This window comes from Aminobacter anthyllidis (genome assembly GCF_018555685.1).
Lineage (GTDB): Bacteria > Pseudomonadota > Alphaproteobacteria > Rhizobiales > Rhizobiaceae > Aminobacter > Aminobacter anthyllidis.
The window spans coordinates 193,733-207,459 of the sequence record NZ_JAFLWW010000009.1; the positions used below are offsets into that span (position 1 = coordinate 193,733).

The 13,727-nt window shown below is 64.0% G+C and carries 14 protein-coding genes; 5 read left to right on the top strand and 9 right to left on the bottom strand.

Translation table 11 applies throughout. The features are described from left to right. Positions 1 to 11 precede the first annotated feature (11 nt). Together J1C56_RS26075 and J1C56_RS26080 are read right to left on the bottom strand one after the other, a co-directional pair. Positions 12 to 464 (bottom strand): hypothetical protein, encoded by a 453-nt coding sequence (locus J1C56_RS26075; RefSeq protein ID WP_214392903.1) that lies wholly within the window; start codon positions 462 to 464, stop codon positions 12 to 14. Positions 465 to 478: 14 nt separating this feature from the next. Then, positions 479 to 865, bottom strand: coding sequence for a DUF6152 family protein (locus J1C56_RS26080; RefSeq protein WP_214392904.1), 387 nt, complete (start codon positions 863 to 865; stop codon positions 479 to 481). Positions 866 to 1,013: 148 nt separating this feature from the next. Between J1C56_RS26080 and J1C56_RS33345 the strand changes: the two genes are divergently transcribed. The 4 genes from J1C56_RS33345 (at position 1,014) to J1C56_RS26095 (ending at position 3,843) form a co-directional block, all read left to right on the top strand. Further along, positions 1,014 to 1,148 carry a hypothetical protein gene (locus J1C56_RS33345; RefSeq protein WP_275945182.1) on the top strand — a complete coding sequence of 45 codons (135 nt, stop codon included), beginning with the start codon at positions 1,014 to 1,016 and terminating at the stop codon, positions 1,146 to 1,148. A 110-nt stretch (positions 1,149 to 1,258) separates the two neighbouring features. After that, the gene (locus tag J1C56_RS26085; RefSeq protein ID WP_214392905.1) at positions 1,259 to 2,293 is read left to right on the top strand and encodes an aspartate-semialdehyde dehydrogenase; all 1,035 of its coding nucleotides are present in this window, start codon (positions 1,259 to 1,261) and stop codon (positions 2,291 to 2,293) included. Positions 2,294 to 2,299: 6 nt separating this feature from the next. Continuing rightward, positions 2,300 to 2,836 carry a GNAT family N-acetyltransferase gene (locus J1C56_RS26090; RefSeq protein WP_214392906.1) on the top strand — a complete coding sequence of 179 codons (537 nt, stop codon included), beginning with the start codon at positions 2,300 to 2,302 and terminating at the stop codon, positions 2,834 to 2,836. A 101-nt stretch (positions 2,837 to 2,937) separates the two neighbouring features. Then, complete coding sequence (locus J1C56_RS26095; protein WP_214392907.1) at positions 2,938 to 3,843, top strand: bestrophin family protein; 906 nt, start codon at positions 2,938 to 2,940, stop codon at positions 3,841 to 3,843. On the opposite strand, the gene J1C56_RS26100 is transcribed toward J1C56_RS26095, so the two are convergent. The 5 genes from J1C56_RS26100 to ffh form a co-directional block, all read right to left on the bottom strand. Then, the gene (locus tag J1C56_RS26100) at positions 3,834 to 4,370 is read right to left on the bottom strand and encodes a cupin domain-containing protein (RefSeq protein WP_214392908.1); all 537 of its coding nucleotides are present in this window, start codon (positions 4,368 to 4,370) and stop codon (positions 3,834 to 3,836) included. The genes J1C56_RS26095 and J1C56_RS26100 overlap by 10 nt on opposite strands. 67 nt (positions 4,371 to 4,437) lie before the next feature. Continuing rightward, positions 4,438 to 6,915 (bottom strand): putative bifunctional diguanylate cyclase/phosphodiesterase, encoded by a 2,478-nt coding sequence (locus tag J1C56_RS26105; protein ID WP_214392909.1) that lies wholly within the window; start codon positions 6,913 to 6,915, stop codon positions 4,438 to 4,440. Between the two features lie 371 nt (positions 6,916 to 7,286). Further along, positions 7,287 to 7,679 (bottom strand): 30S ribosomal protein S16, encoded by a 393-nt coding sequence (gene rpsP / locus J1C56_RS26110; protein WP_214392910.1) that lies wholly within the window; start codon positions 7,677 to 7,679, stop codon positions 7,287 to 7,289. 56 nt (positions 7,680 to 7,735) lie between these two features. Beyond that, a complete protein-coding gene (locus tag J1C56_RS26115; protein ID WP_214392911.1) occupies positions 7,736 to 8,062 on the bottom strand; it encodes a chorismate mutase in 327 nt (108 codons plus the stop codon). 10 nt (positions 8,063 to 8,072) lie between these two features. Beyond that, a complete protein-coding gene (gene ffh / locus J1C56_RS26120; RefSeq protein WP_214392912.1) occupies positions 8,073 to 9,641 on the bottom strand; it encodes a signal recognition particle protein in 1,569 nt (522 codons plus the stop codon). A gap of 394 nt (positions 9,642 to 10,035) precedes the next feature. Here ffh and J1C56_RS26125 point away from each other — a divergent pair, with 394 nt between their 5' ends. Further along, positions 10,036 to 11,739: a putative bifunctional diguanylate cyclase/phosphodiesterase gene (locus J1C56_RS26125; protein WP_214392913.1), complete on the top strand. Its 1,704-nt coding sequence runs from the start codon at positions 10,036 to 10,038 to the stop codon at positions 11,737 to 11,739. On the opposite strand, the gene J1C56_RS26130 is transcribed toward J1C56_RS26125, so the two are convergent. Together J1C56_RS26130 and J1C56_RS26135 are read right to left on the bottom strand one after the other, a co-directional pair. Further along, positions 11,736 to 12,308, bottom strand: a complete 573-nt coding sequence (locus J1C56_RS26130) for an SH3 domain-containing protein (protein ID WP_214392914.1) — start codon at positions 12,306 to 12,308, stop codon at positions 11,736 to 11,738. The two genes, J1C56_RS26125 and J1C56_RS26130, sit on opposite strands and share 4 nt — an antisense overlap. 101 nt (positions 12,309 to 12,409) lie before the next feature. Next, entirely contained in the window at positions 12,410 to 13,660 is a 1,251-nt protein-coding gene (locus J1C56_RS26135; RefSeq protein ID WP_214392915.1) for a flavin monoamine oxidase family protein, read from the bottom strand. Between the last annotated feature and the right edge of the window lie 67 nt (positions 13,661 to 13,727).

The following is a 13,727-nucleotide window of genomic DNA, read 5'->3' on the forward strand; positions in this document are numbered from 1 at the left end:
CGTACCGCCAGTCACAAGAAGCCGATGAAGCGGCCGCACAACAGGACGGCGCACCACAGCATGATCGACAGCACGGCAAGCAGGCGCAACGCGCGGCGATGCCCCTTTCCGCATTCGACTGCGGCAAAGACAACGAAATTGGTTCCAGCCAGCGCGATGAGCACCATCTTAGCCAAGAAGACCGGCAACTGGGCGTAATGCGACGCCCGCACGGAAAAGAGCAGAAGCCCGCTCAAGGCTGCCACCCCGAAGGCCAGCAGGGCTGTCCTTCGCATCAGTACCATGAACGGGCGTTCGGGCAGGGTGCGAAGCGCCCCGAGAATGCGCAGGTCGAGCAACGTGACGGAAGTCAGCAGCGCGCCTATGGCGGCGATATGCACGGCATTGACGACCGGATAGGCGACAAAGGAAGCCTTCAGCACCCTGACGAAGGTGAGCTGCTCGATCGCCTGGAAAGGCTCCATCCGCGCGACCCCGCTTAGCTCGGCGGCACGCGGTCTGCATAGACGTCAAAGGTCTCGCCGTTGACGGTGATCCGGACTGCCTTCATGCGCTTTTCGGTTTCGTCGCGCGAGCGGTTGCCGATCGCCACCACCTCGTCGCCTTTCTTGGCGACCTCATCGGTGAAGCCGGCGGCGATGGTTCGGGCCGGCGGAGCAAGTTCCACCCGCCAGATGTCGCCCTCGACGTCGACGTCGAGTGTTGCATGCGGATTGCCGATGTAGATGTCGGCGATCGTGCCCCTGAGTTCGAAAAAGCCGTCCTGGGTCCAGGACCAGCCGTGGTGGGCGAGCGCCGGAAAGGTGAGCATGGCCAATGCGGCAAGCGCGCCAGCCAAGCGGAAACGTTTTGACAGGATTTCCATGGGTTCCTCCGTCATCGATCCGCGGCGAAGCCTAGGTGGCTCGCGACAAAGGTCAAATCACATCAGCCGGAGCCCGGGCTCTGCTTCGTTCACCGATTGACTCTCCATGCAAACCGGATAAAAGCGGCGACGAACAGGGATCCCTCCGATGCGCGGCCTCTTGATGGCGCTTTTCGCATTCGACTTCCCCGGCCACGATGCCAACCATCGTGCCGGGCGCGGAACCGTGTCCCTGCTTTCGACCAAAACCATGGCCAAAACCACCACCACCAAAACGGTGTGATTTCCCTTGGCCTGCTCACCCTCTCCCGGGTCCGGCCCGGGGGATGAAGCCCGCAACGGCCAGCGGGTTTTCTCCAAAAAGCGAGCGGAGAGGGACAGGAGATTTTCGATATGGGTTTCAAGGTTGCAGTCGTCGGCGCCACGGGCAATGTCGGCCGGGAAATGCTCAATATCCTCGAGGAACGCGGCTTTCCGATCGATGAGATCGTGCCGCTGGCGTCGCGCCGCTCGCTCGGCTCCGAAGTGTCGTTCGGCGACAAGACCCTGAAGACCAAGGTCCTCGACCAGTATGATTTTTCCGATGTCGACATCTGCATCATGTCGGCCGGCGGCAATGTCTCCAAGGAATGGTCGCCCAAGATCGGCAAGATGGGCTGCGTCGTCATCGATAACTCGTCCGCTTTCCGCTACGACCAGGACGTGCCGCTTATCGTTCCGGAAGTGAACCCGGACGCCATCTCGCTGTTCACGCGGAAAAACATCATCGCCAACCCGAACTGCTCGACCGCCCAGCTTGTCGTGGCGCTGAAGCCGCTGCATGACGTTGCCAAGATCAAGCGCGTCGTGGTTGCCACCTACCAGTCCGTTTCGGGCGCCGGCAAGGAAGGCATGGACGAGTTGTTCACGCAAACGCGCGCCGTGTTCGTGGCCGATTCGGTGGAGAACAAGAAGTTCACCAAGCGCATCGCCTTCAACGTCATTCCGCACATCGACGTCTTCATGGAAGACGGCTCGACCAAGGAAGAGTGGAAGATGGTCGCCGAGACCAAGAAGATGCTCGACCCCAAGATCAAGCTGACCGCGACCTGCGTGCGCGTGCCGGTGTTCATCGGCCACTCCGAAGCCGTCAATATCGAGTTCGAAAACCCGATTACCGCCGAAGAAGCGCGCGACATCCTGCGCGAGGCGCCGGGTTGCCTTGTCATCGACAAGCACGAGGACGGCGGTTACGCCACCCCGCTCGACTCGGCTGGCGAAGACGCGACCTACATCTCGCGCATCCGCGAAGACCAGACCATCGACAACGGCCTGTCGATGTGGATCGTCTCCGACAATCTGCGCAAGGGTGCTGCCCTCAACGCCATCCAGATCGCCGAGCTTCTTGTCGAGCGCGGCCTGATCTCGCCGAAGAAGAAGGCAGCCTGACGAAAAATGCCCGATGTCGTGCTGCGTCCCGCCGAGGCTCAGGACGCACACGACATCGCCCGCATCCTGAGGGCGGCGCTCGCCGCCTTCGACTGGATGCCTCAGCTGCATACGCCTGACGAAGACCTGCGCTTCGTCAGCAGTTGCCTGCTTGCGGAGCAGCAAGTCACTGTCGCAACACTCCAGGACAAGGTTGTCGGCTTCGCCACCGTCGATGGCGACTGGATAGAGCAGCTCTATCTCGACCCGGCCTGGACCGGCCGCGGCATCGGCACTCAGCTGTTACGCCACGCGACCGCCAAAATGACTCACGTGAAACTTTACTGCTTCGAGGCCAATCACGGCGCCCGGCGTTTCTACGAACGACACGGTTTTGCGGCGGAAGCATTCGGCGATGGGTCCCGAAATGAAGAAGGGCTGCCCGACATTCTCTATGCCCGCAAGGGCGATCTCGACCTGCCTGCCTATGCAGGAGACGTCCGCTTCCATCCGGATAGGCCTGCGTTGCAAGAACAGCGCACGGACAGCAAGCACCTGAAATAATTCGACGAAATCGCCGATCATGTCGCGATTGATCGTGACTCCCGCGCCCTCCCCGGCGCACAATGGCGGCCGTTCACCTACCATACAAAGGGATCAGGCCCATGATCGTTCGCCCCCGCACCGGCCTGCTGAAGCTGTTCTTCGTCATGCGCGGTTCCGTCGTGCCGCGCATCCTGCCGCAGATATTTGGCTTCGCGCTCTATGGTGCGGCGGTGGTCGCCGCGATCAAGCTGCTCGAACTCGATCTCGGCGATGCCGGCGTAGCGCCTTTCGCCCTGCTCGGCGTCGCCCTTTCCGTCTATCTCGGCTTCCGCAACAACGCCGCCTATGACCGCTGGTGGGAGGCACGCAAGCTGTGGGGCCAGCTCGTCTTCGAGATCCGCAACCTGTCCCGCGCCGCGACCGCGATGATCTCCGACCGCGACGAGCTCAGGCCGCTTTTGATGGATTCGCTGGCCTTTTGCCATTTCCTGCGTGGAGAGCTGCGCCGTGTCGACACGCGCGAGGCTGCTCGTCCCTTTGTCGGCGATGCCGTCGATGAAATCCATGCCGCCGCCAACAGGCCCGACGCATCGATGCGCCGCATGGGCGCAAGGCTCGGTGCACTCAAGCGCGCCAAGGTGCTGGAGGCGATGGACTACCGCATCCTCGACGAAAGGCTGGCGGCGATTTCAGCACTTCAGGCCGGCTGCGAGCGCATCATGGGAACGCCCCTGCCCTTCGCCTACACGCTGCTGCTGCAGCGCACGGCCTATATCTTCTGCCTGCTGCTGCCGTTCGGGCTTGCGGGCTCGGCCGGCTGGGCGACACCTCTGTTCACCGCGCTGATCGCCTACACCTTCTTCGGGCTCGACGCGCTTTCGGAAGAGCTCGAAGACCCCTTCGGCATGGAGGCCAACGACCTCGCGCTCGACGGCCTGTGCCGCGTCTGCGAGATCTCGGTGTTCGAAGCACTCGGCGAGACCCCGCCGCCGATGCTGCCGGCGGAGAATTTCTACTATTCCTGAGCCGGCGCCGCGCGGGCCTGGGCACCGGCTGAGCTCGAATCGATGCCTTCCCAATAGTCCATCGTCGCCGATGTGCTGTAGCCCTCGCCGGTGAGACGGACGCTGACTCGGCCGGATTCCGGATAGACGATGACATCGTTGGGATTGCGCTCGCCGATGATCAGATAGCGGCACGCGGCATCCGTGTGGTTGAACAGCGAATGCCCGACCTTCTGGCCGGCCGGAAAGCAGACATAGTCGCCGGCCTTCATGACGTAGGCGCGCGCCCCGAGCCTGAGCGTAAGCGCACCTTCCAGGATATAGACATGCTCCTCCTCGAGCATGTGGTAGTGCGATGGGTTGGACTCCTTGCCCGGCGCAAGCTCTTCAAGCGCCACCCCGACATGATCGCCGCCGCCAAAGCTGGACAGGTGCCTGAAGCTGCTGCCAAAGCGCTCGCCTTGCGAAAAAGCTTCGAGCGGCGCCGTTTCAGTGGCAAAAGGCTCCGAGATCCCGTCGGCATTCACAGCGGAAATCTTGTCGGACATGGCCTGTTCCTCCGGACCTCGATGCAGCTTAGGTTGCGCGGTCGGGCGGCGGGGTCAAGCTATCAGCCTAAGCCACCTGAACCTCATTGCCACGATAGCTTGCGATGATCTCCGCTGCCCCTGTGCCATCGACCGGTGGGCTGAACAGGAAGCCCTGGATCTCGCCGCAGCGTTCCTGCCTGAGCAGTTCGAGCTGGGCGCCGGTTTCAACACCCTCGGCCGTCGTGTCGATTCCAAGATTGGCGCCGAGGCCGATGATGGCGCGCACGATCGCCATCGATTCGCGGCTGCTGCCGATGTCGCGGACGAAGGAGCGGTCAATCTTTAGCCGGCTGAATGGAAAGCGCCTGAGGTAACTCATAGAGGAATAACCGGTGCCGAAATCGTCGAGCGCGATGCGCACGCCGATTTCCTTGAGACGCTGCAGGACGGCGAGATTGGCGCCCGTATCGGCCAGAAGAACGGATTCGGTGATCTCGATCTCGAGCCGCGACGGGTCGAGCCCGGACCTGGCAACCGCCTGGCTGATGGTCTCCGCGAACTGGCCCTGGCGAAACTGCACCGCCGAGGCGTTGACCGCAATGACAAGGTCTTCCGGCCAGGTCGAGGCACGGCGGCAGGCCTCGTCGAGTACCCAGCGGCCGATCGCCTCGATCATGCCGGTCTCTTCGGCAAGCGGGATGAACTCCGCCGGCGAGACCATGCCACGCCTGGGGTTGCGCCAGCGCACAAGCGCCTCGAAGCCACGCAGCGCGCCCGTCTTCACCGAGATGATCGGCTGGTAATGCAGCTCAAGTTCGCGGTCGAGATCAGCACAGCGCAGCTCGAATTCGAGCTCGCGGCGATCGCGCATCTCGGCATCCATCTCCGGCTCGAAGAAATGGAATGCACCCTTGCCATCGCGCTTGGAGCGGTAGAGCGCGAGGTCGGCGCATTTGAGCAGCGTGCCAGCGTCGCGCGCATCGGCCGGCGCGATCGCGGCACCCAGGCTGGCGCCGATCGACAGCTTGTGGCCTTCATAGGCATGCGGCTCGCTGATCGCCTGGATGATGCGCTTGGCCAGCGTCTCGACATCGGCGCGGCTGAGCGCGCCGCGCAGCAGGATGGCGAACTCGTCGCCGCCGAGCCGGGCGACGAGATCGCTGCGGCGCAGAAGCTTGCGGATACGGTCCGCCGTCTCGATCAGCAGGGAATCGCCGGCGGCGTGGCCGAGCGTGTCGTTGACGGCCTTGAAGTCGTCGAGGTCGACAAGCAGCAGCGCGAAAGGCTGATGTCCGGCGACGGCTGTCGTCACCGCCTCTTCGATCTCCTGCGAGAAGGTCGTGCGGTTGCCGACGCCGGTCAGCGGGTCGTGGTGGGCGAGGAATGAAATGCGGTCCTCGGCGCGCTTGCGCTCGGTGATGTCGACGATTGTCGACAGCGTCGCCGGCGCGGAGCCGACCTGGATGTTCCTGGCATACTCGATGACATCAAGCTCGCTGCCCGCCGCCGTGCGGTGACGCACGAACCGCTCGCCCGACGCCGGCAGACCGGCGACATCGGGTTCGAGGTCGGCGATGCCGAGCGCCAGGAACTCGCCACGCCCACGGCCGTAGAGGTTGAGCGCGGCAGTGTTCACGTTCAGGAACGCGCCGCCATCGGCCTGGCGCACATACATCGGCACCGGGTTGTCGTCGAACAGTGAACGAAACAGCGTTTCGCGGTTCCTGATCTCGCGTATGTCGGTCAGGGTCACGGCCAGCAAGCCATCGGTCTCGGCGACGCCGACCTGCAGCGAAACGGTTTCGCCACCCAGCTGGTATTCCAGCTCGAGCGACGGCGCGGCCACGCCGTGCGCGCGGGCAACGCCGCATTCGTCGAGCAGGCGCGACAGGCCACAGGCGGCGCTCGCCTGCGACAGCAGCCTGAAACGCATGTCTTCGGCCGACACGCCAAGAAGGCGCGCGGCAGCGTTGTTGATGCTGAGGACCTGATAGTCCCGTGTCTCGCCACCGACGGATTCGAGCGCGCTGAGCGCCAGGATGCCCTCGTCGGTCGAATTGATCAGCAGCCGGGCCAGGTCGATCTGGCTTTTGCGCGGCCGCGCGAAGATCAGGAAGTATTCGCCCGGCCAGCGGCATGAAAGCGGCAGCGCCAGAACTTCGACGGTGGAGACCATGCCGTCGACGATCGAGCGGCACAGCGCCAGCCGCGGACGCGCCGCCGGGCGGGCAAGATCGATCGCACCTGATATGGCGCGCTGGAAAGCGAATGGCAGCACCGACAGCACGGCTGCGGGCTCGCTCAGGCCGGCTATGGCACTGAACCGCGGCCCGGCACGCAGGATGAAGCTGTCCTTGCCCGGGTGAAGCCGGACCACCGCCATCTCGTCGGCGAAGCGGCCGACGCTGCCGAGCGCCAGCTCCTCGTATGGCGGCAAGGCGCCGTCGATGCAGGCCGCCTGCCAGCGCCGCAGCACCAGCCCGACATCGTCGAATTCCGTGGCGATGTCCCCCGGCAGCTCCTTGGCCCTCGCGCTGTGCTCGAGCGGGTCGGGCGCCGTCATCTCATCCCGTTGCCACTTTCCTCCCCGCATCGCCGTCAGCATACGTCGTCACCTGCCATTGCGCGACGCAATGCGTCCGGCGGCCCGACCTTCGTCGGGCGTCGACACAGCGTCGCATCGATTTCAGCACATGCCGAAGCGAATTCGGCGCGACGGCGCGGCATCATGCCTGCGCGGTGCACATTGCCCACGCGCCATCACCGGCAACCTAGCCGGCGCGGGCTTACCGCTTGCTTAAACGGAATGTCATATAAATGTCATGAGCTTAGCCGGGTACGGCGGTGGCCGCGAAAGGGCTCGAATCTGCGACCTGAAACGCAAAACGGCGGACCTTTCGGCCCGCCGTTTTCCATTCGCCAAATAAGCGAAAATTACTCTGCCGAAGCTTCGGCCGGAGCGGCAGTCGCGGCTGCGATGGCGGCAGCAGCGTCGTCCTGGGCCTTCTTCAGCGCGGCAGCGCGTTCCTGGGCCTTCTTGCCCGGCTCGCCCTTGGTCAGGTTCGTGCGGGCTTCGCGCTTCACCAGGCCAGCCTCGTCGAGGAAGCGGGCAACGCGGTCGGTCGGCAGCGCGCCGTTCGACAGCCAGTACTTGGCGCGGTCGGCGTCGATCTTCATGCGCTCGCCATCCTTGGGCAGCAGCGGGTTCCAGGCGCCGATCGCCTCGATGAAGCGGCCGTCGCGCGGGCTGCGGGCGTCAGCGATGACGATGTGGTAGTAGGGGCGCTTCTTGGAGCCGGCGCGGGCCAGGCGGATCTTAAGGGACATTGTCTTACTCCTGAATAGTTCTGTCTTGGGTTTGGTATGTTCTGCTTATTCCGCCATCAGGCGGAGGTAGTCCTGTCTGAGCCGCCATTTCGCTCGGCGGCCAGCATTTCGTGGTGACGGATCACCTCGCGGATGATGAAGTTCAAGAACTTCTCCGCGAAATCGGGGTCGAGATGCGCATCGTCGGCAAGGCGCCGGAGACGCGCAATCTGGGTCTGTTCGCGTGCCGGATCGGCCGGCGGCAGTCCGTGAGTGGCCTTGAGCACGCCGACAGCCTTGGTGCAGCGGAAACGCTCGGCCAGCATGTGGATCAAGGCTGCATCGATGTTGTCGATCGAAGCGCGCAGTTCCTGGAGCTGCGCCTGAGGATTGGTGTCGGTCATCGCGCGCTCCTCACTTCTTCTTGCCAAGGCCGGGCAGGCCGCCGCCGAGACCCGGAAGCTTCATGCCACCAGGCAGGCCCGGCAAACCGCCGCCGCCCATGCCACCTGGAAGGCCCTTGAGGCCACCACCGAGGCCGGCAGCTTCCGCCTGCTTCTGCAAAGCTTCGAGCTGCTTGGGGTCCATCTTGGACAGGTCGGGCATGCCGCCCATGCCGCCACCAAGGCCCATCTTCTGGGCAAGGCCGCCCATCATGCCGCGCATCAGGCCACCGCCCTTGCCCTTGCCGCCCATGGCTTTCATCATGTCGGCCATCTGGCGATGCATCTTGAGCAGCTTGTTGATTTCCGCCGCATCGGTGCCGGAGCCTGCGGCGATGCGCTTCTTGCGCGAGTGCTTCAACACGTCGGGATTGGCGCGCTCGGCCTTGGTCATCGATGAGATGATGGCGATCTGGCGCCCGAACATCTTGTCGTCCAGTCCGGCCGCAGCCATCTGGTCCTTCATCTTGCCCATGCCCGGCATCATTCCCATGATGCCGCCCATGCCGCCCATCTTCTGCATTTGGCCAAGCTGGTCGGCGAGGTCGTTCAGGTCGAACTTGCCCGACTGCATCTTCTTGGCCATCGCCGCGGCTTTTTCCGCGTCGATGTTTTCAGCAGCCTTTTCGACCAGCGAAACGATGTCGCCCATGCCGAGGATACGGTCGGCGATGCGCTTGGGATAGAACTCCTCAAGCGCGTCCATCTTTTCGCCGACGCCGATCAGCTTGATCGGCTTGCCGGTGACGGCGCGCATCGAGAGCGCTGCACCGCCACGGCCGTCGCCGTCCATGCGGGTCAGCACCAGGCCGGTTATGCCGACCCGGTCGTCGAAATTCTTGGCGAGGTTGACGGCGTCCTGGCCGGTCAGCGAGTCGGCGACGAGCAGGATCTCGTGCGGGTCCGACACCTTGCGGATGTCGGCCATCTCGACCATCAGCGGCTCGTCGATATGGGTACGGCCGGCGGTGTCGAGGATGACGACGTCATGGCCGCCGAGCTTGGCCGCCTGGACGGCGCGCTTGGCGATGTCGACCGGCGACTGACCGGCGATGATGGGAAGGGTTGCGACCTTGGTCTGCTCGCCGAGCTGGCGCAGCTGCTCTTGCGCGGCCGGACGGCGCGTATCGAGCGAGGCCATCAGGACCTTCTTACCCTGGCGCTCGGTGAGGCGCTTGGCGATCTTGGCCGAGGTGGTGGTCTTGCCGGAGCCCTGCAAGCCGACCATCATGATGACGACCGGCGCGGGCGCATTGAGATCGATGGCGACGCCTTCGGAGCCGAGCATCTCGACAAGCTCGTCATGGACGATCTTGACGACCATCTGCCCGGGCTTGATCGACTTCAGAACCGCAGCGCCGACGGCCTTTTCGCGGACGCGGTCGGTGAACCCACGGACGACTTCCAGCGCCACGTCGGCCTCAAGCAGCGCACGGCGAACCTCGCGCAGGGCAGCCGAAACATCGGCCTCCGACAGCGCGCCACGGCCCGTCAGGCCGTTGAGGATCGATCCAAGTCGCTCTTGCAGCGATTCAAACATTCAACTTCCCTTCTCTCAGCCAACCGGTGTCGAACCGAGAGGTAATGCCTCCGCGCGCCTGAACCAAACCAAAAAGCACCCGGGGGCGCACTGCGCTGCCGGGTGTTGGCCTCCGGGATCGTTTTGTACCCTCTAGGGGTGTCCCGGTCGGCCGCTCGGAGTGGAACTCTTCGCGGAATTTGCGGGCTGTAGACAGGAAAAAGGCCAGGGAGTCAAGACAAAGGCCTGAGAATGGCGATTGCAGGCGGATTCTCGGGCGAAAATCAGTGGCTGTTAATACTTCCCTGCTATCATGCGCGGCATCCGGGGGGATACATGTACTATTTCAGAGTCTACTACCACCATGTGTGATCACCAGCTTGGTCCGCATAAAGTGATGGACGGTGGTGATTTCATGACCCCGACCGCAGATGCCTCGCCGCTTGCCGGCTTTGCCGAGAATATCGAATTTGCGCTGGTGGTCATCGATGCCAGCCGCAACATTTCCTTCGTCAACAAGTCGGCCGAGCGCATGTTCGGCTACAGCAGGACCGAACTGGTCGGCAATACGCTCGACCTGATCATTCCGCCGAGATTGCGCGGGGCCCATAACGCTGGCATCGCCCGCGTCGGCGCCGGGGAGCCGTCGAAGCTGAGTGGCAAGACGGTCGAAGTCTCGGCCTTGCGGCGCGACGGAAGCGAATTCCCCATCGAGCTGTCACTTTCGGTATGGCAGGGACCTGACGGTGTCTCGATGGGCGGCATCATCCGCGACATCTCCGAGCGCAGGCAGCGCGACACGCGGCTGCATCGCCTGGCGCATCAGGACACGTTGACCGGCCTGCCCAACCGGCTCCAGTTCGACATGCAGCTCGAGGACGCGCTTTCGAAGGGCGAGGCGACGGGGCTGTTGCTTGTCGATCTGGACGGCTTCAAGAAGGTCAACGACACGCTCGGCCACGCCACCGGCGACACGCTGCTGCAGGCGCTGGCAGTGCGGTTGCCCGCCGCGCTCGACGCCAATGCCATGGTGGCGAGGCTCGGCAGCGACGAGTTCGCGGTGCTGTTGCGCGGCATCGACAAGCCCGCGGCGGTCGTGGCCGCGGCAAGCAGCCTGCTGCACTCCTTCGAACAGCCTTTCGAAATCGGCGACCACCTGCTCAAGCTCGGCGTCAGCATCGGCGGCGCGGTCGCGCCCCGCGATGGCGGGGACCCGGAGGAACTGATGGCCAGCGCCGACCTGGCGCTCTACCGGGCACGGCAGCAAGGCAGCAGCTATCGCATATTCGAACCGGGCATGCGCAACGCGGTGGCGGTGCGGCGCGCGCTGCAGGACGAACTGCTGCGCGCCATCAGCGCGCGGGAATTCGTCCTGCACTACCAGCCGCAGGTGTGCCTGGAGACGGGCAAGGTGCTGGGCGCCGAGGCGCTGCTGCGCTGGAACCATCCTTCACGCGGATTGCTCGCGCCTGCCGACTTCCTGGCCGTCCTCGAAACGCACTCCGGCGCGCTGACTGTCGGCAACTGGATCCTTGATGAGGCCTGCCGGCAGTCGGCCGAGTGGCGCACCCACGGCTTTGCCCCGATCACGATGGCCATCAATCTGTTCGCCGTACAGGTCAACGCGGGCAACCTCGCCGAAACGGTGACGTCGACGCTTTCGCGTCATGGCCTGCCCGCCAATGCGCTGGAACTCGAGGTTACCGAAACCATCGCCCTTGACTATGAGGAGCGCACGCTGGCGCCGTTCCGCAAGCTCGCCAAGGCGGGCGTCGGCCTCGCCTTCGACGATTTCGGCACCGGCCACGCAGCACTCAGCACCATCAAGCGTTTCCCGCTTACGGTGCTCAAGGTCGACCGCAGTTTTATCCGCGACATGCTGCGGGATCCGCAGGACGCTGCGATCGTGCGCGCGGTACTCGGCATGGCCAGGGACATGGGGCTTTCGGTTGTCGCCGAAGGCATCGAGACGCGGGCGCAGGAAGCAGCGCTGTACGCCATGGGCTGCCGCGTCGGCCAAGGCTACCTCTATTCCAAGGCCGTTCCCCCGTCCGCATTCGAACATATGTTGAAGCGGGTCGAACACGCCCCGGACAAGACCCCGGCAGTACGTTTTTAGCTCCGGACGGTCTTAGCTCCCAGCCGCCGGTACTCGTAGTCGGGGATCTCCGACAGTTCGACAGTTTCCGGCAGTCCGGCACCGACAACGACTTCGCCCTCGAGATAGACCGGCTCTATCCTGTGGTCGGTCACATATGTGCGAACCTCGCCAGGCGGCTCGATGGCGGTCATGGCTTCGCCGGCGACGATTGCACCGGTCGTGCCGTCAATGACGACATCCCCAGCGCCACCGGCGGCAGGCGGGTCAACGACCATCACGCCGGAATCGGCCGGGCGCGCGGAAAGCACGATCTCCTGGCCACCGAAGTCCCCAACAAGATAGTCGGAATAGACCCAGCCATCCCCGCCTGAATCGGCAACACTGCACCATTTGCTGCCTTCAAGGCAGCCGCGCAGCGTTGTGGCCTGTCCAGCACCGATAACGCCGATGACGGGGTATTGCGGGCCGGGGCCGGCACGCACGTTGAGATCGGCGGCCGCCTGCACCGCGACATCGGCAAATGACGGGCCTGAGAAGGCGAGAAGCGCGCCCGCAACGGCGGGCAACAACAACAGTTTGGTTTTCATCTTTTCGCTCCGTTTTCTTGGTCCCTCAAGAGGCGAAAACGGCGCTGGCAACCATCCGTTCCGCCTGGCACGGCTTGGAACGCTCACGAATTGTAGCAGTTTCACATGTGCCGGCGTCGCACGGCAAGTTGCGCAACCACCTGGGTGGCCACCGCCTCCCCCGACAGGCGGGCACCGCCGCAGGTCTGGATCAGCGGTCCGGCAAGATGCTCGCCGGCGAAGAAGATGCGCTCGGCTACAGGCTGCATCAGAACCCCACGCGCCTCGGAGCGGCCGGGGCGTGCCGCAGCGTAGGCACCTCTGACATAACGTTCCGCGCCCCAGTTAGTCATCATCGCGCGGCCGACATGCTTGCGTATGTCGTTGCCGAATATCTCGCACAGCCTGTCCGTGGCGAAATCGACACCCGCCGCCTCGCCAGCGGCCGACAGCTCCCAGGCGAAATCGCCGCCGACAAAGCCGACCATCAGATTGAGATCGAAGGGAAAGCTGAGGAAATAGATGTCGTGGCGCGCGGCACGTTCGACAAGCAGGTCGTCGAAGGGCTTGAGCCCGAGGCGGCTGCCTCTGATCTCGACTGGGAGCTTGGTCAGCATGCCCATCGGCAGGTCGAAAAAGGCTGTCACGTAGCTTTCCGGCAGCGCGGGCGAAAAGGCGATCTCCTCGAAAGCCAGCACCGCCGGCGATGCCGTCACGATCACCGCATTGGCACGCAGTACCCCGCGATCGGTGTGGCAGCTGACGCCCGCGCCATCCCAATCGATCCGGCGCACGGGCGTGGCAAGCTCGACCGGCACATCGGCGCCGAAACGCGCGACGAGCGTGCCATAACCCTCCTTGGTGAAGTAGTTGGGATCGAGGTCGGCGGCATTCCTGAAGTCGGCGATGGAGATTTCGTCCTCGTCGGTGCCGAAATCCATCGGTCCGCAGAAGGTGGCTGCGGCGCGCGACGAGCGTCCCTTGGCCAACAGCGCGCCAAGCCGGTCGTCGGCGTTGTTGTGGCCTTCGAGCAGAACGGTCATGGCGGCATCGGCCGCCTTGACGGCGGCCTCCTCGTCCTCGCTCGCCTTGCGGTTGCGGTAATAGAGATGGTCGATGTTCATGTCGTGATGATGCATCGTCCACCCGGCGGCCTGCGCTTCGGGGAAGTAGGGATTGCGGTCGGCGGCGTGCAGCCAGGCGCAACCGATGTCGAAGGGCACACCGAAGTGTTTGTTGCTGGTCCAGGCACGACCGCCTATGCGATCCATGGCTTCCAGCACTTTGAAGCTAAGTCCTGCCCGGCGAAGCACTTTTGCCGCCGAAAGACCCGCGGACCCCGCGCCGACGATCACAACATCGACATCTTCCATGGTTTTTCCCCGCTCTCGCCATATTCATTGCTTGATCGTATGCGAGTTTTTTGCCACCTGCCATTGT